Origin of the sequence: Zoogloea sp. (assembly GCF_028693495.1) — a bacterium.
In the GTDB taxonomy this organism is placed as follows: Bacteria; Pseudomonadota; Gammaproteobacteria; order Burkholderiales; family Rhodocyclaceae; genus Zoogloea.
In genome coordinates this window covers 1-18,418 of sequence record NZ_JAQUVG010000001.1, presented here as the reverse complement: position 1 = coordinate 18,418, position 18,418 = coordinate 1, and the positions used below count along the sequence as shown (strand labels likewise).

13 protein-coding genes are annotated in these 18,418 nt (G+C 63.4%); 9 read left to right on the top strand and 4 right to left on the bottom strand.

Translation table 11 applies throughout. The annotated features are described in order from the left end of the window. The first annotated feature begins 82 nt into the window (after nt 1–82). The 3 genes from PHD22_RS00065 to PHD22_RS00055 all read left to right on the top strand — a co-directional run bounded on the left by PHD22_RS00065 (nt 83) and on the right by PHD22_RS00055 (nt 2,455). On the top strand, nt 83–418 hold the full coding sequence (locus tag PHD22_RS00065; RefSeq protein ID WP_299860435.1) for a zinc ribbon domain-containing protein YjdM: 336 nt from the start codon (nt 83–85) through the stop codon (nt 416–418). Between the two features lie 151 nt (nt 419–569). Then, nucleotides 570–1,670 (top strand): NADH:flavin oxidoreductase/NADH oxidase, encoded by a 1,101-nt coding sequence (locus PHD22_RS00060; RefSeq protein ID WP_299860433.1) that lies wholly within the window; start codon nt 570–572, stop codon nt 1,668–1,670. A gap of 125 nt (nt 1,671–1,795) precedes the next feature. Further along, the gene (locus tag PHD22_RS00055) at nt 1,796–2,455 is read left to right on the top strand and encodes an OmpA family protein (protein WP_299860430.1); all 660 of its coding nucleotides are present in this window, start codon (nt 1,796–1,798) and stop codon (nt 2,453–2,455) included. A 45-nt stretch (nt 2,456–2,500) separates the two neighbouring features. Here the strand turns inward: PHD22_RS00055 and PHD22_RS00050 are convergent, their stop codons facing one another. The 4 genes from PHD22_RS00050 to PHD22_RS00035 form a co-directional block, all read right to left on the bottom strand. Continuing rightward, complete coding sequence (locus PHD22_RS00050) at nt 2,501–3,373, bottom strand: YihY/virulence factor BrkB family protein (protein WP_299860427.1); 873 nt, start codon at nt 3,371–3,373, stop codon at nt 2,501–2,503. Between the two features lie 30 nt (nt 3,374–3,403). Then, the gene (locus tag PHD22_RS00045) at nt 3,404–4,204 is read right to left on the bottom strand and encodes a hypothetical protein (RefSeq protein ID WP_299860424.1); all 801 of its coding nucleotides are present in this window, start codon (nt 4,202–4,204) and stop codon (nt 3,404–3,406) included. 157 nt (nt 4,205–4,361) lie between these two features. After that, nucleotides 4,362–5,234 carry a 2-dehydropantoate 2-reductase gene (locus tag PHD22_RS00040; protein ID WP_299860421.1) on the bottom strand — a complete coding sequence of 291 codons (873 nt, stop codon included), beginning with the start codon at nt 5,232–5,234 and terminating at the stop codon, nt 4,362–4,364. Then, nucleotides 5,231–5,890: a retropepsin-like aspartic protease gene (locus tag PHD22_RS00035; protein ID WP_299860418.1), complete on the bottom strand. Its 660-nt coding sequence runs from the start codon at nt 5,888–5,890 to the stop codon at nt 5,231–5,233. Before PHD22_RS00035 ends, PHD22_RS00040 begins: the two co-directional genes overlap by 4 nt. A 202-nt stretch (nt 5,891–6,092) precedes the next feature. On the opposite strand from PHD22_RS00035, the gene PHD22_RS00030 reads away from it, so the two are divergent. The 6 genes from PHD22_RS00030 to PHD22_RS00005 all read left to right on the top strand — a co-directional run bounded on the left by PHD22_RS00030 (nt 6,093) and on the right by PHD22_RS00005 (nt 18,296). Further along, nucleotides 6,093–6,419 (top strand): hypothetical protein, encoded by a 327-nt coding sequence (locus PHD22_RS00030; protein ID WP_299860414.1) that lies wholly within the window; start codon nt 6,093–6,095, stop codon nt 6,417–6,419. A gap of 106 nt (nt 6,420–6,525) precedes the next feature. Then, nucleotides 6,526–8,124: a diguanylate cyclase gene (locus PHD22_RS00025; RefSeq protein ID WP_299860410.1), complete on the top strand. Its 1,599-nt coding sequence runs from the start codon at nt 6,526–6,528 to the stop codon at nt 8,122–8,124. A 455-nt stretch (nt 8,125–8,579) separates the two neighbouring features. Continuing rightward, nucleotides 8,580–10,409, top strand: a complete 1,830-nt coding sequence (locus PHD22_RS00020; protein ID WP_299860407.1) for an AAA family ATPase — start codon at nt 8,580–8,582, stop codon at nt 10,407–10,409. Beyond that, nucleotides 10,409–11,044 carry a 4Fe-4S single cluster domain-containing protein gene (locus PHD22_RS00015; protein ID WP_299860404.1) on the top strand — a complete coding sequence of 212 codons (636 nt, stop codon included), beginning with the start codon at nt 10,409–10,411 and terminating at the stop codon, nt 11,042–11,044. The genes PHD22_RS00020 and PHD22_RS00015 overlap by 1 nt, the downstream gene beginning before the upstream one ends. Nucleotides 11,045–11,457: 413 nt before the next feature. Then, on the top strand, nt 11,458–17,319 hold the full coding sequence (locus tag PHD22_RS00010) for an AAA domain-containing protein (protein ID WP_299860401.1): 5,862 nt from the start codon (nt 11,458–11,460) through the stop codon (nt 17,317–17,319). Beyond that, nucleotides 17,316–18,296 carry a hypothetical protein gene (locus PHD22_RS00005; RefSeq protein WP_299860398.1) on the top strand — a complete coding sequence of 327 codons (981 nt, stop codon included), beginning with the start codon at nt 17,316–17,318 and terminating at the stop codon, nt 18,294–18,296. Before PHD22_RS00010 ends, PHD22_RS00005 begins: the two co-directional genes overlap by 4 nt. The last annotated feature ends 122 nt before the right edge of the window (nt 18,297–18,418 follow it).

Here is an 18,418-nt window from a genome sequence, read left to right as displayed (position 1 = left end):
CGATTTCCCCCTGACAATGAAAAGGTTATTCTCACGCCCTTGCCGATCCGCTTCCGGATCGATCATCAGCAAGGAACGCCCCATGAGCAGCCTCCCCCCGTGCCCCCAGTGCAAATCCGAATACACCTATGAGGACGGCGCCAGCTACGTTTGCCCCGAATGTGCCCATGAATGGCCCCAGGCGGCTCCGATCGAGGAAAAAAAGGTGGTCCGTGATGCCAACGGCAACGAACTGCAGGATGGCGACAGCGTGACCGTGGTCAAGGACCTGAAAGTGAAGGGTTCGTCCTCGGTCGTAAAGGTAGGCACCAAGGTCAAGAACATCCGCCTGGTGGACGGCGACCACGACATCGACTGCAGGATCGATAGCTTCGGAGCCATGCAGCTGAAGTCGGAGTTCGTCAAGAAAGCCAGCTGAGCCCTGCCTACCCCTGCCGTCCGCAGAACCGCGGCGCCACGCGTGCACCGCGGCTGACGGCGTCCTTTACAATGGCTTCAGAACTGGCTCGAGCGTCCCGAGCGCGATCCCCACGCACCACTGCAAACCACTGCCCCGGAGCACTTCCCCCATGTCCGCCCTGTTCTCTCCGTTCTCACTCAAGGACGTCACGCTGCGCAACCGCATCGCCATTCCGCCCATGTGCCAGTACAGCGCCACGGACGGGTTGAGCAACGACTGGCATGAAGCCCACTACACGGGCCTCGCCCGGGGTGGTGCCGGCCTGGTGATCGTGGAGGCCACCGCCGTGGCCCCCGAAGGGCGCATCACACCTGCCTGCCTGGGGCTGTGGAACGACACCCAGGCCGCAGGGCTGGCCCGCATCGCGACCGCCATCAAGGCGGCCGGCAGTGTTCCTGGCATCCAGATTGCCCATGCCGGCCGCAAGGCCAGCGCCGAACGCCCCTGGGAGGGAGACCAGCACATCCCCGAGGACGACCCGCGGGGCTGGACGCCCATCGCCCCCTCGGCCATTCCCTTCGGCGGCAACCTCCCCCGCACACCCCGGGCCATGACCCTGGACGACATTGCCCGGGTGCGCAACGACTTCGCTGCTGCGGCCAGAAGGGCCCGGGAGGCCGGCTTTGAATGGCTGGAGCTCCACTTCGCCCACGGCTACCTGGCCCAGAGCTTCTTTTCGATCCACACCAATCAGCGCAGCGATGCCTACGGAGGCAGCCTGGAAGGGCGCAGCCGCTTCCTGCTGGAAACCCTGGCCGCCGTGCGCGCGGAATGGCCGGAACACCTCCCCCTCACCGCCCGTTTTGGCGTCATCGAATACGACGGCCGGGACGAGGAAACCCTGACTGAATCCATCCAGCTGACCCGGAACTTCCGGGACGGAGGACTGGACCTGCTCAACGTGAGCGTGAGCTTCACCATACCCGAGACCCGCATCCCCTGGGGTCCGGCCTTCCTTGCCCCGATTGCCGCCCGGGTCCGTCAGGAAGCCGGGCTGCCGGTGGCCGCCTCCTGGGGGATCGATGTCCCCGCGACAGCCAACCGGGTGGTCGCCGAGGGACAGATGGATCTGGTGATGGTAGGGCGTGCTCACCTGGCCAATCCCCACTGGCCCTACCAGGCCGCCCTGCAACTCGGCGAAGACAAGGCCTCCTGGGTGTTGCCTGCACCCTATGCCCACTGGCTTGCCAAGTACCGGCCAGCGGAATGACTCCTCCCCTGGCGACAACATCCTGTCACAAAGCCCCACACCTTGAGCGGAGCGGGAAGGCCTAGACTCGTCGGCGCAATGATTGCCATAACGGCCTCCCGAGGCCGAACCGAGGAGCAAGGTCCATGAACATCCGCAACGCCACCCTCCCCCTCACCCTGTCCGCGGTGCTGACCCTGTCCGCCTGCGCCAACATGACCGAAACCCAGCGCAATGCCGGCCTTGGGGCCCTCGGTGGCGCGGTGGGCGGCGCCATCATCGGCAAGGCCACCGGCAGCAACGCCATGGGCCGGGACGCCGCCATCGGTGCCGGACTGGGTGCCCTGGGGGGCTACGTCTGGTCCCAGCGCATGGAAGCTCAACGCCAGGCCATGGCTCAGGCCACCGAAGGCACCGGCGTGGACGTGACCCGCACCGCCGACAACCAGCTGAAGCTGGAAATCCCCAGCGACATTTCCTTCGATGTGGGCAAAGCCAACATCAAGGCCGAGATGCGCCCGATCCTGAGCCGCTTTGCCCAGACCCTCAAGGACAACCCAGCCACCCATGTGCGAATCGTCGGCCATACGGACAGCACCGGCAGTGACGCCATCAACAACCCCCTGTCCACCCAGCGGGCCACCAGCGCCCGGGATTTCCTGACCGACCGGGGCGTGGCCGAGACCCGCATCACCATTGCCGGCCGTGGGGCTCGCGAACCTGTTGCCGACAACAGCACCGATGCCGGCCGGGCCAGGAACCGCCGCATCGAGATCTTCGTCGCCGAAGCCGCCCCTGCCCAGTGACCCCCGGCAACCGAGGTTTCACGTGAAACCTCGGCCGGACAAAGCTCACTGCTCCTCCGGCACAGGCTCGGCCTGAACCCGCAGCACACAGGCGCCGTACAGGAAGATCTGTGCCGACCAGTAAAACCACACCAGGATGGCAGCAAGGGAGCCGGCCGCGCCATACGCCGAGGCCACTCCGGCATTGGCCAGATAGAAGGCAATCAGGTAGCGTCCTCCACTGAACAGCAAAGTAACCACCAGCGCAGCGGGGAACGCCTGGATCCACCGCACCCGGGCCGGCACCAGGCGGGCCAGCAGCACGGCGAACAGCCCCGCGCTGAGGCCATTCATCAACACCAGATCGACGGCCCCTACCAGCACGCCCAGCCCGGGAATCCCCCGTCCGAACCAGGCCAGGGCCGCATGCATGGCCGCCTCGGCCAGAAGGGTCAGGGCCAGGAGGCATCCCACTCCCAGGGCCATCGCCAGCCCCCCCAGGCGGACCGTGAGCATCCGCCGGGCTGCGGATCCCCCAGCCTGCCCGCCCCAGATGGCCGCCAGCGCTGCCTGCAACTCCATGAACACCGCACTGGCACCCACCAGGGTCGTACCGATAGCCATCCAGGCAGCCAGCCCGGGAGACCGGATCCGGGCCAGGGCATGGGCGGTCATCGCCATGATGGCCTGGGCCTCGCTCTCCCCCAGGGCCCGCAGCAGATAGGTATGGATGGCCTTCTGGGCCTCGCCGGTCCCCATCAGCAGGGCCACCCCGGCCATGATCACCACCAACAGGGGGGCCAGGGAGAACACCGCATAAAAGGCCAGCGCCGCGCCATGGCGTGGAGCACTACGGGCCAGGAACAGACGGGCGGCAGGATACAGGCTGGCCCCCAGGCGGGGCGGCACAAAAGGCAAGGACGACGGAACGGCAGACATGGAGGGCTTTCGGGGGAACACCCCCCGATGCTACCGCCTCCCCCGGGGCAATGGGGCATGAACCAGAGCAATGCTCAACCACACCGCCACGCTGAAATAGAGCCCCATCCAGGTCATCTCGCTGGCCCAGTCCTCGACGCGGTGCGACACCACCCAACGGCTCGACGCATCCAGCAGTCCATGGGCCAGGCTCAGGTAATGACGCCCCGCTGCCTCGTCCGCCAGCCAGCGGGACCAGTACATGGGGACATCCACCAGGAACATGAAGAACACATAGGCCAGGCCGGCGCCGCCCCACAGCAGAAGGAGGGGCTGCAGGCGCCGCGGGCTGCGTGGCCAGATCTCGATCAGACTCAGGACCAGCAGGGCCGCGCAGGTCCCCCACAGGGTTTCCTCGATCACGTGGCCCAGATTGGAGGTGGTCAGCACCGCATGCCAGGAACAGATTTCAGCCACCACGATCAGCGGCACCAGCACCCGCGCCGTGCGCTGGCCCACGGCGCTGTCGGTAGCCCGGGAGGTGGCCTGGAGGATCAACGCCCACTGGGCCACGAAGCACAATTCCGCCAGCGTGGCCACCGAGCGTCCCACCACCACGCTGGAGAGCCAGGAATCCACCAGCACCAGGCGTGGAACGTCGAACACCGGCAGGAAAGAGCGGAAGGCGCAACCGAACACATACCCCGCCGACAGCAGCAACTGGGCCCGGCGCAAGGCATAAGCTTCAGGGGACAGGCTGCCCCGGCGCTGGCGCAGCAGCACCCCCGCCGCAAGCCACGCCACGATGTTGATCGTGGCCACCGCACACAGCAGGGACCACCAAGTCTGCACGCCCCACATCATCCCCTCCCCCCTCATCGCGGCCAAGCCCTCCAACGGGGCAGCACCCTCCAGGCTAGGCGCCCTCCCCGTCGCGATCAAGAGAAAAGGTAATACTGGATGACACGGATCAATTCGTCATGTTAATGCCTTGTTTCAGAAACATTTTTCAGAAATGTGGAGCAAGCTGCCGGATCAGGGTGTACAGCGCTTGATGGGTGGGCAGCGCAAGCCCCTGCGCCTTGGCCAGGGCCAGCAGAGCGCCGGTGATTGCATCAATCTCGGTGGGGCGGCCGGCCTCCACATCCTGCAGCATGCTGGCCCGGTTGGCACCGGTGGCCCGCGCCACCTCGTAAACCCGGGCCAGGGCATCCGCTTCGTCCAGAGCCAAGCCTGCTGCCCGCAGCACCGGCCAGGCCTCGGCCACCAGGGCATCCAGCAGGCGCCGGTAGTGCTCTTCCAGCAAGGCCCCATTGGGCACCCGGAACAGCGCAGCAAGGGGATTGATCGCCACATTCACCAACAGCTTGGCGAGCCGGGCTGCGGCAATCTCCGGCTCGACCCGGGCCTGGAAGCCAGCCGCCTCCAGGGCTTCCGCCACTGCCTCGAAGCCCGGCGGCAGCAGGGTTTCACCAGCCCCGGACGGATGGATGCCATTAGCATCCCGCCAGGCCCCTTCGGTGGTGATCCCCTGCCCCGCTGGCAGGTCTCCGCAACTGGCCCGCAAGAGGGGTTCGGTGAGGCCATTCTGCAGGGAGACGACGCCCTGGGGCGCCAGGCTCCGGGACCGCCGGGCCGCCGCCGCCGTGTCTCCCGCCTTGACCAGCACGATCACCCACTCCGCCCGGATAACTGCCTCCGGTCCAAAGGCATCAGGACGGTACAGGATGGACCCCACCTGAATGCCGGCTCGCAGCCGGGCAGCCGCTGCGTCACTGCGGGCCAACAGCGCCACCGGCCCCTGGGTCGCCAGCCGGGCCGCAAAATGCAGACCCAGGGCGCCCGCTCCGATGATGGCCAGGGGATAGGCCGGGGCGCTCATCGACCCGGCTCCCCGGACCGGCTCACCACCAGCCTCCGGTCCTGCTGGACCAGACGGAAGTGGCGCAGTACATCCATCCCGAGCAGCGCCTGATCATCCATCCCGGGCATCACCGCAACCCGGGCATGGCGCACCTCGAAGGGGCCGAAACGCAGGGACGGTACCCGAGCCACGCAGGCCTCCACCTGCCCGTTGGCCGTCGAAAATACCTGAGGCCGGCAGCAGCCCGGCTCGTGGCTGGCACTCAGGTCGAATCCAACGGCCGGACAGGCACGGATCCCCAGCCGCTCTCCCAAGGCACGGGAGACGCTGCTGACGCTGGCACCGGTATCCACCAGGAAACGCACTGGCAAGCCCTCCACGCTACCTCCCACCTCATAGTGCCCGCCGCGGCCCAGGCGCAGCTCCAGCGCCCCGTCGGCCAGCACCTGGAAATCCCGCGCACCCCGGCTGGACGACAGCCAGTGACTGGCCCCCCAGGTACCCAGACCGATCAGCGCGGTCCAGAACAGGATGGACGGCCACAGGCTGCCCCCGTCCCGACGCCCCGGACTGCCCTCCGGCCCCACCTGCAGGCGCGCCTTAACCGCCTGCAGGTGGGCCTCCTTGGCCGCGTCCGGCAAGCCGAAACGGCGCCCTTCCTCATCCTTGCTCATACTGACCCTTCTCCCCATGCCCACCGGCGACGATACCGGACTTCATGCCCTTGGGCAGCCCGGGCACCGCCAGGTTCGCGCCCACTTTGGGGCATTATTCTCGCGAAGATTTCCGGGCTTTCTGTTAACGTTGCACGACTGAGGAATACACCCTATCGTCCCGATAGTTGCCAGTCACGGGCCACGCAAGGACAATCCAGCCATGGACCTGCAACAAATCTATACTGATCGAGAATTGGAACACATCGCCGAAGAGGCGATGCTCTACATGTGCGCCTGCCCCGGCCAGGTAGCTTCCGAAATTGGTCGCCTGCGGGAGCTGATCCGCTACCAGCGCGCCTGTCTGGCCGAACCTGGCGGCGTCGCAGAGGTGCACTCCGTGATCGCCGAAGCCAGCATCGAAGCCCACCGGGTGATGGAAGAATGCCTCACCCGGGTCCTGGAGCTGGAAGGCTGGGACCGGGATACCCTGGTCATGCCGGAAGGCCTCCGCCGCCTGCGGGACGACCTCATCCACAAAATGACCTGAGCCCCGGAGCATTTCCTGCAGGCGGCTTCCGCCAGGGTGCGGGCCTCCAGTGGGGGAAGGTCGCTTCCGGAGCTTCATCCCCACTGCATCCTCGCTGCGGCCTCCCATGCACGTCCAGACCCTGTTCCTGGTCCTCATCACGGTCAGCGCACTGCTGAGCACCACCCTGCTGGTCACCGCGCGCCGACGCCACCCGGAGCTACAGATCTGGGCCGGCGCCCTGCTCCTGTTCAGCCTGGCCCACATCCTGCTCGGCCTGCGGGGGCAAATCAGTGACCTGCTCTCCATCACCGGCGGCAATCTGGCCATCAGCATCAACCTGGCCCTGTTCGGCGAAGGCATCTACTGCTTCCACCGGCGCTCACCGCCACGCTGGCGACTCTGGCTGCCGGTGCCCCTCACCGGACTGCTCTTTCACCTCCTCCTGGACAGCATGGCTGGCCGTCTGGTACTCAGCGGCGTCCATATCATGGTCCAGCTGACCCTGGCCCTGGTCCCCCTGTGGGCAGAACGCCGCAAGACCGTAGGTCACGGCCAGTATGTACTGGCCTGCGGGGCCGCGGTCATCCTGGCCGCAGTGCTGGCCCGCACGGTCGCGGTGCTGGGTGGGGGCACCCCGGTCACCCATATCTTCACGTCGGCTCCGGTCCAGAGCCTGCTGTTCTTCTGCAGCCTGCTGTCGGTCCTGCTGATGGCCCTGGGCATGATCCTGATGGTCCAGGAACGCACCGAGCAGGAGCTGCTCAGCAGCGAGGATCAGTACCGCCGCCTGATCGAAGCGGCCCAGGAGGGCATCTGCATCCTCAACGAGCAGCGCTGCCGGTTTGCCAACCCCCGGGCCTGCGAGCTGCTGGGATACAGCCAGGCCGAGCTCCTGGGCAAATCCATTCCGGACGTGATCCACCCGGACGACCTCTCCATCGCCCTCAGCCACTACCAGACCCGCCTCGATGGTGTCGCCGACAACCAGGCCTACGACATCCGCCTCATCACCCGCCCCGGGGGCCCCCGCTGGTTCCGCATCAGCGGCGTCCAGTTTGAATGGCAAGGGCAGCCGGCCACCCTCACCTTCCTCACCGACATCCACGAACGCAAGGAGATGGAAGAGCAGGCCCGCCTGCTCGCCCACCAGGATGCCCTGACCCAGCTGCCCAACCGCCGCCTGCTCATGGACCGGCTCCAGCAGGCGGTGGTCAACCACAAGCGCAACGGCCGGCATATCGGGCTGATGTTCATGGACCTGGACAACTTCAAGAGCCTGAACGACCAGCACGGGCACCAGGTGGGGGACCTGCTGCTGATCGAAGTAGCCCAGCGCCTGCGCGGCGCCGTCCGCGAAAGCGACACGGTGGCACGTTTTGGTGGCGACGAGTTCGTGGTCCTGCTGGGGGATCTGCACGAGTCCCCCCAGGAAGCCCGCCAGCAAGCCCTGAACGTGGCCGAGAAGGTACTTCAGGCCCTCAGCGCCCCCTACGTGCTGGATATCCAGGTGGACGGCCACCCCCTGCAGGTCACCCATCACTGCTCGGCCAGCATCGGCATCCACCTCTTCGCCTACCCGGCCAGCAGCCCCGGAGAACTCCTCGACCAGGCCGACGCTGCCATGTATCGGGCCAAGGACGCAGGCCGCGGCGTCATCCGCTTCGTGGACGATGAGACGCCACTCTCCGAGGATGCTCAAACCGCCCCTGCCCTCCCCGGCTGAAGCCTCCCGCCGGACCACCTGAACGTTCGACGCCTTGAGCCTCGGAGCCCGGAGCACGCCCCCTTCGTCTCTCCCCGGCCCCAAAGGCGCCACCAGGCGCCCTTTTGGAACGGGCAGGCACATCTCCCGATGCATTCACGGCGGACACAGGCTAACCTCGTCCGGCCCCCGCCTCTAGCGCTTTCACTGCGTGCATGTGCTACCACGGCGACCGCAGCTGGGACACGCGTGCCGACCCATTGCGCGAGCGCTTCCCGAACGAGGCCTCAATCTACCGTCGTTACATGACACTGGAAACGCTCGCCGAAGTTGGTGACAATTCCAAGGTCGGCCCGCCTGCGGTCGCAGCCTGACATGCGCTCCTGCCAAACCGGGGATGGGATGACCCGCTGAACGCTTATGTTGACGCTTCTTGCACCACGTCCCGGGACACGATCTTTGCACAAGGAGTCAGAGTGGAGCCTAAGAACCAAGCAAGCCGCTGGCTGCGTGATTTCGAGCGCTTCCTGCCGCTCAAGAGCCAGTTTGTTCTATCGGGCAATGTGCGGGATCTCCAGGTTGTTGAAGTGCAGCCAGGGGTCGTAACCGCTCAATCTTTGAATCAGTGCGTCGCCGCCGCACTCAAGCGCACTGGATACGCCAACACCATCCTGTTTCAGCCACTCGCCGGTTTCAGTGTCGTGCCTAGCCCCAGCGACGCCACGAGTGCAGATGCTGGCTTGTTGCAGGAGCTTGGCCTGATTACTGAAGGCGGCCAAGGCAGGGCTGGGGCCGAGCTGCTGGCAGGAGCACTCGACAGAATCGTCAGGCGGCAGGGAGAGCCGGTCGCACTGATTGTCGATTTTGCTGCCCGCCTTCTTACCCGGCCCCCAGACCCCACAGCAGCGGAGCACCAACTGTTCACGCAGGCTCTGGTGCTGTCCCTGCAGGCGGCTCCTCGGCCTGCGGGTGCCGACCGGCGGCCATTCTTCAACACGGTCGTGTGGATTGTAGAAAAGGAGGGCGACCTTCCGGACTGGTTCATCGTGGAGAATCCACGCTTGCGCCACATTCCAGTGCCCCGACCAGATAATCGAGCGCGGCGCGCACTGGCACCTGCGCTTCTCAAGCCACTCGGAGGTGCCGCACAGGCTGCGCCGGAAAGCCTGAAGAAGGCTCAGGACGAGTTTGTCAACAGCACAGAGGGAATGCTCCTGGGCGACGTGAACGCGATTTCAGTCTTGGCGCGCGTTGAAGGCGTCCCTTTCGACAAGATTGCTGACGCAGTGCGCCGCTACAAGGTCGGAGTCACCGAAGACCCATGGCTGCAAATCAGTCGGGAGAGGCTTAAGAACGCCGAATCCTTCATCAGGCAGCGCGTCAAAGGGCAGCCCGATGCGGTTGTGCACATGCTCGACATCGTCAAGAGAGCCGTGACGGGTGTTGGCGGTGGCAGACGTGGGGGACGACCCCGCGGGGTCGCGTTCCTTGCCGGGCCGACCGGCGTCGGCAAGACTGAGTTAGCCAAGACCATTACCAGCCTTCTGTTTGGGGATGAGAGCGCTTATATCCGTTTTGACATGTCTGAATTCAGCGCTGAGCACTCTGACCAAAGGCTGCTGGGCGCGCCTCCCGGGTACGTCGGCTATGACGCTGGAGGAGAGCTCACTAATGCGATTCGCGAGAAGCCGTTCAGCGTAGTCCTCTTCGATGAAATCGAGAAAGCGCATCCCCGGGTTCTGGACAAGTTTCTTCAGATTCTGGACGACGGCGTGCTCACTTCGGGACGTGGCGACCGGGTGTACTTCTCAGAGGCTCTCATCGTGTTCACGTCGAATTTGGGCATCTACAAGATGACTGACTCGGGTGAGCGCGAACTTAATGTCCGTCCACAGGAACCCTACGAGACAGTCAAACAGAAGGTCGCATCTGAAATCGAACGGCACTTCAAGTTCGTGCTGAATCGCCCGGAGATTCTCAACCGCATGGGCGAGAACATCATCATTTTCGACTTTATCCGCGAGGACATCGCAGACCAGATTTTCCAGCAGATGGTGGCTAACACCCTCGAAGACTTGAAGTCGCAGGAGCTCGGAGTGTTCCTTGCGCCTGAAGCGATGAGGAGCCTACGGACGCTCTGCCTATCGGACTTATCCAACGGTGGACGCGGCATCAGAAACAAGGTGGAAGCCCACCTTTTGAACCCTCTGGCCCGCGCGCTCTTCGATATGGATGCGACTCCGGGCAATTCGTATTCGGTCAGTGCTCTCCAGGCTGGCCAGCTTTCACTCAAAGGCACTGAGTGATGAAGCTTGCTCTCTCGCGCGTGCACTTTCCGGTAACAACGCTGGGCCCTGGGCGGAGGTTAGGGATATGGGTGCAGGGGTGTTCCATCCGCTGCCCTGGATGCATCTCGTCAGATACGTGGGCGACACGGACTCCGGATGTAGATGTCGCTGAACTGCTCGAGAACATCCAGCCCTGGCTTCAAGAGTGTGATGGCATCACGATTTCCGGTGGCGAGCCTTTCGAGCAACCGGAGGCATTCAAGCAGCTTCTCCGTGGGATTCGCCAGTTGTCGGGGGTCAGCATCTTGGCCTACAGCGGACAATCCCTCGAAGCGCTTGAGAACTCTGATGTCGTGAAGCAAGGCTTGGTCGACTGTCTTATTTCCGACCCATTCGAAGTGAATATGGGACAGACGAAGTACCTGCGAGGCAGCGACAACCAGCGGATGACCTGCCTGACCGCCCTTGGGCATGAAGTGTTTGGCTTTTTGGACCGATACGCTACGGACGATGACCGCCGGCTCGACGTCATGTTCGATGCAAATGGCGAGGTGTGGCTCGCAGGGATTCCGAGAAGAGGAGACATATCTCGCTTGCAGTTGATTCTCGAAAATCAGGGCACATACCTTAGAACCACGGAAGCACGCTCGTGACTGACCTTGTTCGCTACTGCCCGAGTTGCCACACGGAACGTGCCGTCTACGAAATCTCGTGTGAAGGCATCGTCGACGGTCACCCATGCAATTGGCCATTGCTGGATGTTCAAATCACGTCCGCAGGTTGGCGCCCGACGGAGGTCGTTCCTGCACAGACGCCACCGGCCGGGACTGCGCAAGTGGGGCTTGCTTGCACGAACGGACACGCGTTGGAAGCAGGCGACTTCCTCTGCCCGGTCTGTGGGGCGGAAGCTGCTGCCAGAAGTGAAGCGACGGAAGGAGGGACGCCAGCGTCCCCTGCTCCGTCAGAGACAGTCATCGATGGGTGGCGGGTGCTGCGGCAAGTCAGTTCCACGGCGGAGCGGCGTGACAGGTACTTGGTTGAAGAGGAAGCAGGAGAGCAAAAGGGCATGCTCACCCTGTATCACCATGGCTGGGAGCCAGACGCCACCGTCTACGACGCTCTTCGCCGCGTCTCCCTGGAGCATGTGCCGCAGATTCTGGCAACGGGGCGCTGGGAAGACCGTGCATATGAAGTTGCGGAGGAGCTGACCGGCGGAACGTTAGCCGACTTGGGCGTCGTGGCGACAGACTCCGCCGGCGTGCGGCGTATCGCCTACGAGCTCGGCAAGGCCCTTGATGCGCTTGCCGAGGTCGGACTGCGGCACCGGGACATCAGGCCAGGAACGCTCCTGGTACGCAACCGCGACCCGGTGGACTTGGTCATCGGAGGCTTCGGCTCTGCACGCTTGTCCGAGTACGACCTGGATATTGTCTCGCCCCTTGAGATCACCAGGTACACCGCACCTGAAGCCGTCGCGGGTGGGGTGGCTGCTGCATCCGATTGGTGGAGCCTCGGCATCGTCTTGCTGGAGCAGGTCACCGGCGGCCGTTGCTTCGAAGGCATCGAACAGCAGGCATTCTTGATTCACGTGCTTGCCAATGGCGTACCGATTCCTCCGGATGTGCCGCAGGATCTGGTGTTGCTCCTGCGCGGCTTGCTGGCGCGCGACCGTCACAAGCGCTGGAAGTGGACAGAAGTCCAGGCCTGGCTGAACGGGCAGTCACCCGAGGCGCCTGAGGCCGGCGTCGAGAATACCGGTGGCGCTGAGGGGCCGGCGCTGCTCCTGGGCGGGAAGTCTTTTCAAAGCGTGTCGTCCTACGCCTTGGCGGCAGCGGGCGCAGATGCCTGGGAAGAAGCTCGAGACCAGCTGGTGCGAGGGGTCATCACGGATTGGGCGCACGCCAGGGGCGCATCGGCGCAGCAAGTTGCGGGCCTCCGGCGAATCACGAAAGACGCGTCCGTCACGGACGACTGGCGACTGCTCGTTGCTCTCAAGGTGTTGAACCCGGACATGCCGCCTGTGATGAAGGGCGCCATCGTCAGCCCGAAGTGGCTTCTGGAGAACCCGCTTGAGGGCTACGACCTCGTATGTGGTCCAGTGCCGGACGTGCTTCACGAACTGGACCAGGACAACTGGCTGCTGCGCTTAAAAGGGAGGGTCGCCGCGGTACGTGAGCGGGCAGACAACCTGGCCATTGAGCTGGACGAAGACACGCTGCGGGTCTACCTCCTGAGTACATCGAGGGCACGACTGAGTGCCGAGTGGGACAGCCGTCGGCGCGTGTTCCCGGATTCCGGGCACCTGGGGTTACTGAGCCTACTTGAGCGGCGCAGTCTGAGCGAAGAGGACCTCATCGTGGTCCTTAGCGCCGCACCCAGTCAGTTCCGCTCCTGCGACGCCATCGTGGAAGAAGCCCGGCAGCTTGCTGTCGCTGGCGGAGTGACCACATTCGACGCCCATGCCGCTGCCGACATGGTCACCTGGCCACGGGGAGAGATCCTCGAAGCGACCGCGGAGCGTGTCGAAGGCTTCGCCCGCTGCGGTCATTCGACGGTGAATGACTGGGCAGAACGATTCCGGCTCGAGCGACGGATACCCTTGGCTCAGGCCCTGGTGCTTCTCTCGGTGCCGAAGGAGCAGTGGCAGGAGCCGCAACACCAGCAGTATGTATCTGATTTGCTGTCGTTCTTCGAGAAAAAGGTGGTGGCCGCGGTTATGCGTGGGCCTCTGGTTCGAATGACCATTGGCAAAAACACCTCGCGAGTGGACCTAAAGGAGCTCCACACCAGGCGAATGGATGCAGGCGGCCTTCTGGAACACCTGCTCAGGCGCAACGGCACACCTTTGGTGCTGGACCCGGCATCACTCGACCAGCTTGGCACCACTGGCTACAGGCTGCAGGCACTAGACCGTCAAAGCGAGCTTTATAAGAGAGATACGGGCATCGACGGCCTGTACCTCGGGTTCCCATTCCTGCTAACCAGGGAAGCCAAGTCCAGCGCCAGGACCCGGATTGCGCCGGTGCTCCTCTGGCCAGTCCGCGTGCGCCATGAGGTCGGCGCACGGAGCAACGTCCAGGTCTCATTCGACAACGAGCGAGAAGAGGTTCGCCTCAATCCCGCGCTAGAGACCTTGGTCGGGCAGGAGACGGTCAAAAAATGGGCCAAGGTAGCCGAAGAGCTCCTGGGGCGCTCAGCGCTTCGTGGTGCCGACGTCATCGATGCATTCGGAACGCTCGCCACCCCGCGCTCACGTGAATTGGTCACATTGCCGGGGCCTAAGGTGGAAGTGCCTGCGACGGGCATGGAGCTCGAGTGCGCAGGCGTGTTGTTCCACATGAGCTTCATGGGCCAAGCTGTCGGTGAGGAAATCCGCAGCTTGCGATCGCAGTCGCCGGCGGGAACGAGCCTGGAAACCGCCCTGCGCCTGCAGACTGACGAAGCATCCGCCATTCCGGCACCGGCCAGGCCCAGGGAAGTCGACCGCTATTTCACGGTGTTCTCTGACCCTTCTCAAGAGGCTGCAGTCCTTCAGGCCAGGGCTGCGCCAGGCTTGCTGGTGGAAGGTCCTCCCGGCACAGGGAAAAGCCAGACCATCGTCAACATGGTCGGTGACGCCATCGGTCAAGGCAGAAGTGTGCTCATCGTGTGCCAGAAGCACGCGGCACTAGAGGTGGTGCACAAGCGCCTGGTTGCGGAGAACCTTGGCGCGCGGATCGTAATGGTCAATGACGTGAACAAGGACCGACAGCCCATCATTCGAGCCGTCCGCGAGCAGCTGGAAGAATTGCTGCACCACCCTCCCGACACCGCCGCGCACATTAGACGGAAACGTGAAGCAGTCGCGGCGCGCATCGAATCGAACGAGGCCACGCTCGACAAGCACCATGCCGCTCTGCATCAGGTTGATGAAGCCGTAGGCCTGAGCTATCGGGTGCTCCTTGGAGAGCTGATCGAGTTTGACCAGATGGGGCCGACGTTGGATGTGCCTGCATTGCGAGCCCTACTTCAGCCCTTGAACATCGGTCAGCTCGCGACCCTGGAGGAAGAAGTTGCTCCTGCGGTATGGCACTGGCTGCCTACAAAATACGAGGGCAGCTCCTTGGCCTATCTGCAGCCCTTCGCCGCTGACCTGGCAACGCTGAATGAGTTTCGCGCAGCGTTCGACAAGTTCGCCCAGTCTGAAGAGGCTCGCCATCAGGTTCTGAGCACGCAGCCCGCCAGCTTTGAAGTGGAGGACCCACAGCCTCACCAGCGCTGGCTCTCGTCGTATGGCAACGAGTTTCTCCAAATGTCGGACGAGCAGCGTGACTGTCTGGCGAAGTGGCTACCCATGTTCCGAGGCACTGCGGGTAACGCACCGACGGGTTTGCAGCATATTGACGACCTTCGCACCTTGCGCGATGGCCTTTCAGCCTGCCGCAGCCAGGACTACGATGAGAAAATTTCGCCAGCGCTGTGCTGTGTTCCGCCAGACAAACTGGGGCAATTGGGCGCCTTCGCGGCCGAAGCTACCGAGCCACTGGGTTTCCTTGCGCGGCTGAACCCCTTTCGGAGGATCCGCAAGGGGAGAGTGACGAAGTTCCTTCAGTCCATCGGGGACAACGTAACTCGTGACCGGCTGGCAAAGCTTCTTGCCGCTGTTCAGTTGGAGAAACGCTGGCGGCCACTACGCGAAACTGCAGGGAAACTGTGCTCTTCCTTGTCTCTTCCTGGAGTAGCCGCGGATGCCGGGCCGGAGATGCTACCGACCGTTTCAAAGACGCTGTCTGCGCTGCAGACTGTCGCCCTGCAAGCCACTCATCTCCAAGCCGCACCGTGGCCGGACCGCATGGACAAGGCCGCACTGACAGGCACGCGCGCAGCGTTCCTGAAACTCCATACCGAATTCGACGCCGCATTCGCTCGCCACCAGGCGCGTACCGAGAGTCTCGTTGCGCTTGCAGCCCTGCGGCCCTGGATGCAGACCACCTGGACGCAGGAATGCCAGCAGGCTGTCAGCAAGAACGATGGCAACGGTCAGCGTGTTCAGCCCATTGTGTCAGCGTTACCTTCCTTGGCGGCCTACCAACTGTTCCGTGGACGCGCGGCTCAGATGTCGGAGCAGGCCACGCAAGTGCTCGCCGTGCTGAGAAGCAAAGAGAATCAGCTGTTTGCTATCCCAGCGGGTGATCTTGATGATGTTGCGAGGCGCATTCTCGGCCGCGAAGCCCGGCTCGCCTGGAAGCAGTTGATGGAACAGGGCACGCCGGAACTCTCAATGGAGCGGCAAGAGCTCACCAACAAGATCGCTGCTCTCGATGGCCTTGATAAGGAAATGCGGCTTCTCAACCGGCAACTGCTGCAGGTCAACTTCGACATGGCGTCAGTGCGACCCTTGCGCGAGTGGGAAGACATCACGCGACTGACTGGGCAGCGCGCCCGACGCCTGCGGGAGTTCATCGAACTCGGAGCCGGTCTGGGCCTGATGAAGCTGCGTCCGGTGTGGCTGATGAACCCAGACGTAGCAAGCCGTATTCTGCCCCTTAAGCCTGGATTGTTCGACACGATTATCTACGACGAAGCATCGCAGATGCCAGTTGAGTTTGCGCTACCGACGTTATTTCGCGGCAAGGTCTCGGTGGTCAGTGGCGATGAGAAACAGATGCCGCCGACAACCTTCTTTGCCAGTAAGGTGGAAAGCGATGAAGGGCACGTCTTTGACGGCGAGCTTCCGGACGAGGGGGCAACACCTGAGGAGATAGAGTCTTTCGAAGAGACATGGAACCGGAGGGAAATCAAAGACTGCCCAGACCTGCTGCAGTTAGCCCGAGCCAGCCTGCCGCACACACGGCTGCAGATCCATTACCGCTCGTCGTACCGTGAGCTCATTGGGTACTCGAACGCCGCTTTCTACGCCAATGACTTGAGCATCCCTGTTCGTCACCCGGAAGATGTTGTCCGCACCGCAAGGCCAATTGAGATGGTGCGAGTCGATGGTGTCTACAGGGAGCAGACCAATCCAGAAGAAGCACAGCGAGTCGTCCACATCCTTACACAGCTCTGGACCGTGCCGGCAGAACAGCGGCCCTCCGTTGGCATCGTTACGTTCAACCGCAAGCAAGCCGACCTCATCAAGGATTTGTTGGAGGAGCGTGCCGAAGCGGACACCGCCTTCAGAGCTGCCTTTAGTCAGGAATCTGAACGCTACGAAGACGGCGAAGACATGAGTGTCTTCGTCAAGAACGTCGAGAACGTGCAGGGCGACGAACGGGACATCATCGTGTTCTCATCCACTTTTGGCCGTAATGCCCAGGGCGCCTTCCTCCGATTTTTCGGTGTTCTGGGACAGCAGGGTGGTGAGCGTCGCTTGAACGTGGCCATAACGCGTTCGCGGAAGAAGGTCTATATGGTGACCTCCATGCCGATTCCTGAAATCAGTGACCTCCTGAGCACAAGAAGGGCACCTACTACGCCTCGTGATTTCCTGCAGGGCTACATGGAGTACGCCCGCCTGATCTCGTCGGGCGAGTTCTCTGCGGCCCAATCGCTCATGTCGCGTATTACACCCCGGCGCGAGGTCGCAAGAGCGGCGTTGCATACCGGCGGCGCGAGCGGGGATGCCTTCTACCGAGCCGTAGGCGACTTCCTTCGCTCGCTTGGGCACCCAGTTAAGGCGACGGAGGATGCCGACGCATTTGGGCTCGACTATGCCATAGAGCATCCACAGACCGGCTTGCTTGCGATTGGAATCGAGTGCGATGCGCCTCGCCATCCATTGCTGCAGCATGCGCGGGCACGGGAGGTCTGGCGCCCGCAAGTGCTGGGGCGCTCGCTGCCGGTCCTCCATCGGGTGTCCTGCCACGATTGGTACCACAACGGTGAACAAGAGCGCTTCCGACTTCTCAATGCCATCAAGAAGTCCCTCGGCGCGGAGGAAGCAACATGAGCGGACCCAAAGTCGTAAAAGTCATCACTCGCGAGGAACTGGTCGCAACGGGCGAGTCTCTCCTGCGAAAACGGGATGCCGCGCTCGCGGAATGGGAGCGGGCGTGTACCACGCTCGGGGTGAGCCCTGCCGACCAGATGGTATCGAAAGCAAGACGAAACGCCTTGGAGCAGATGCTCCGAGCGGACCGGTTTGGAGAGTTCGGCCAGGCGGTCGCAAGGGAGATTAACTTCTTGGAAGCTGACGCAAGTGGCCGTCGCGAGAGAGCCTCCCAAGCTCGTGCTCAGGAACGTGCCCGTCTGCACAGCGGCAAAGAGCTGGCAAAGACGCTGCTGCGGCAGGCTGCTCCTGGGACAGCTGAATGGGGCGAATTGGAGCGTGCGGCAGCAGGAGAGCTCGGTCTGAAGGATCTGGATGCAGTGCTCGCGCGTGCGCAGCAGGCACTGTTTCAGCCTGCCGCAGCTCAGCTTGGCGCCAACCAACAAGCCTTGGCAGCTCGCCTGGCAGGTGGCGAGAAGACCGAAGACTTGGAGGTTTGGCGCCGGAGGCAGGTGATTTCGCCATCGAGGCTGGAAGCTATCTTTGGACACATCCTGGCGTTGGAGTTGCTCGGACAAGCCGGACGCGCTGCGGAGCTGCATCAGCAGATGTTGAGTGTGGCTTCGATTCCTGAAGATGCAGTTCGGGAGATGCGTCTCGACTCCCTTGTGATTTCGCTCAAAAAGGCCAAAGAAGACGCCGTCGGACTCGAAAAGCTGCGCCGGAAAGCCGCCTTTCTCGGAGCCGAGCTTGCTCGTTACCGAGAGGGCATGGAGGCGCTACAGACGCTGCAAGCCGCGACCCGTGGCACGGTCTCCGAACTCCAGGCAGCGGTTACCGCCGGCGAGCAGAGATTGGCGGAGTTACACGCCGCAGACGTTGCCGATGCCCGCCGTAGAGCAGTACTCGATGGACTGCAGCAGCTGGGCTATCGGTAAGCGTTCAGCCCGCGGCGTAGTTGCTACGCCACGCGTCTTGAGATATCCGAGCGCAGCGGAGCCTTTTCGAAGTGCTGCTTCCACAGCCGAGGCGTGAGCTGTGCGACATCGGCGGCCGGGTG

What these genes read in the sequence shown, in the direction of transcription:
- PHD22_RS00065 (WP_299860435.1), top strand. Translation starts at nt 83, where the DNA reads ATGAGCAGCCTCCCCCCGTGCCCCCAGTGCAAATCCGAATACACCTAT.
- PHD22_RS00060 (WP_299860433.1), top strand. Translation starts at nt 570, where the DNA reads ATGTCCGCCCTGTTCTCTCCGTTCTCACTCAAGGACGTCACGCTGCGC.
- PHD22_RS00055 (WP_299860430.1), top strand. Translation starts at nt 1,796, where the DNA reads ATGAACATCCGCAACGCCACCCTCCCCCTCACCCTGTCCGCGGTGCTG.
- PHD22_RS00050 (WP_299860427.1), bottom strand. Translation starts at nt 3,373, where the DNA reads ATGTCTGCCGTTCCGTCGTCCTTGCCTTTTGTGCCGCCCCGCCTGGGG.
- PHD22_RS00040 (WP_299860421.1), bottom strand. Translation starts at nt 5,234, where the DNA reads ATGAGCGCCCCGGCCTATCCCCTGGCCATCATCGGAGCGGGCGCCCTG.
- PHD22_RS00035 (WP_299860418.1), bottom strand. Translation starts at nt 5,890, where the DNA reads ATGAGCAAGGATGAGGAAGGGCGCCGTTTCGGCTTGCCGGACGCGGCC.
- PHD22_RS00030 (WP_299860414.1), top strand. Translation starts at nt 6,093, where the DNA reads ATGGACCTGCAACAAATCTATACTGATCGAGAATTGGAACACATCGCC.
- PHD22_RS00025 (WP_299860410.1), top strand. Translation starts at nt 6,526, where the DNA reads ATGCACGTCCAGACCCTGTTCCTGGTCCTCATCACGGTCAGCGCACTG.
- PHD22_RS00015 (WP_299860404.1), top strand. Translation starts at nt 10,409, where the DNA reads ATGAAGCTTGCTCTCTCGCGCGTGCACTTTCCGGTAACAACGCTGGGC.
- PHD22_RS00010 (WP_299860401.1), top strand. Translation starts at nt 11,458, where the DNA reads ATGCTCACCCTGTATCACCATGGCTGGGAGCCAGACGCCACCGTCTAC.
- PHD22_RS00005 (WP_299860398.1), top strand. Translation starts at nt 17,316, where the DNA reads ATGAGCGGACCCAAAGTCGTAAAAGTCATCACTCGCGAGGAACTGGTC.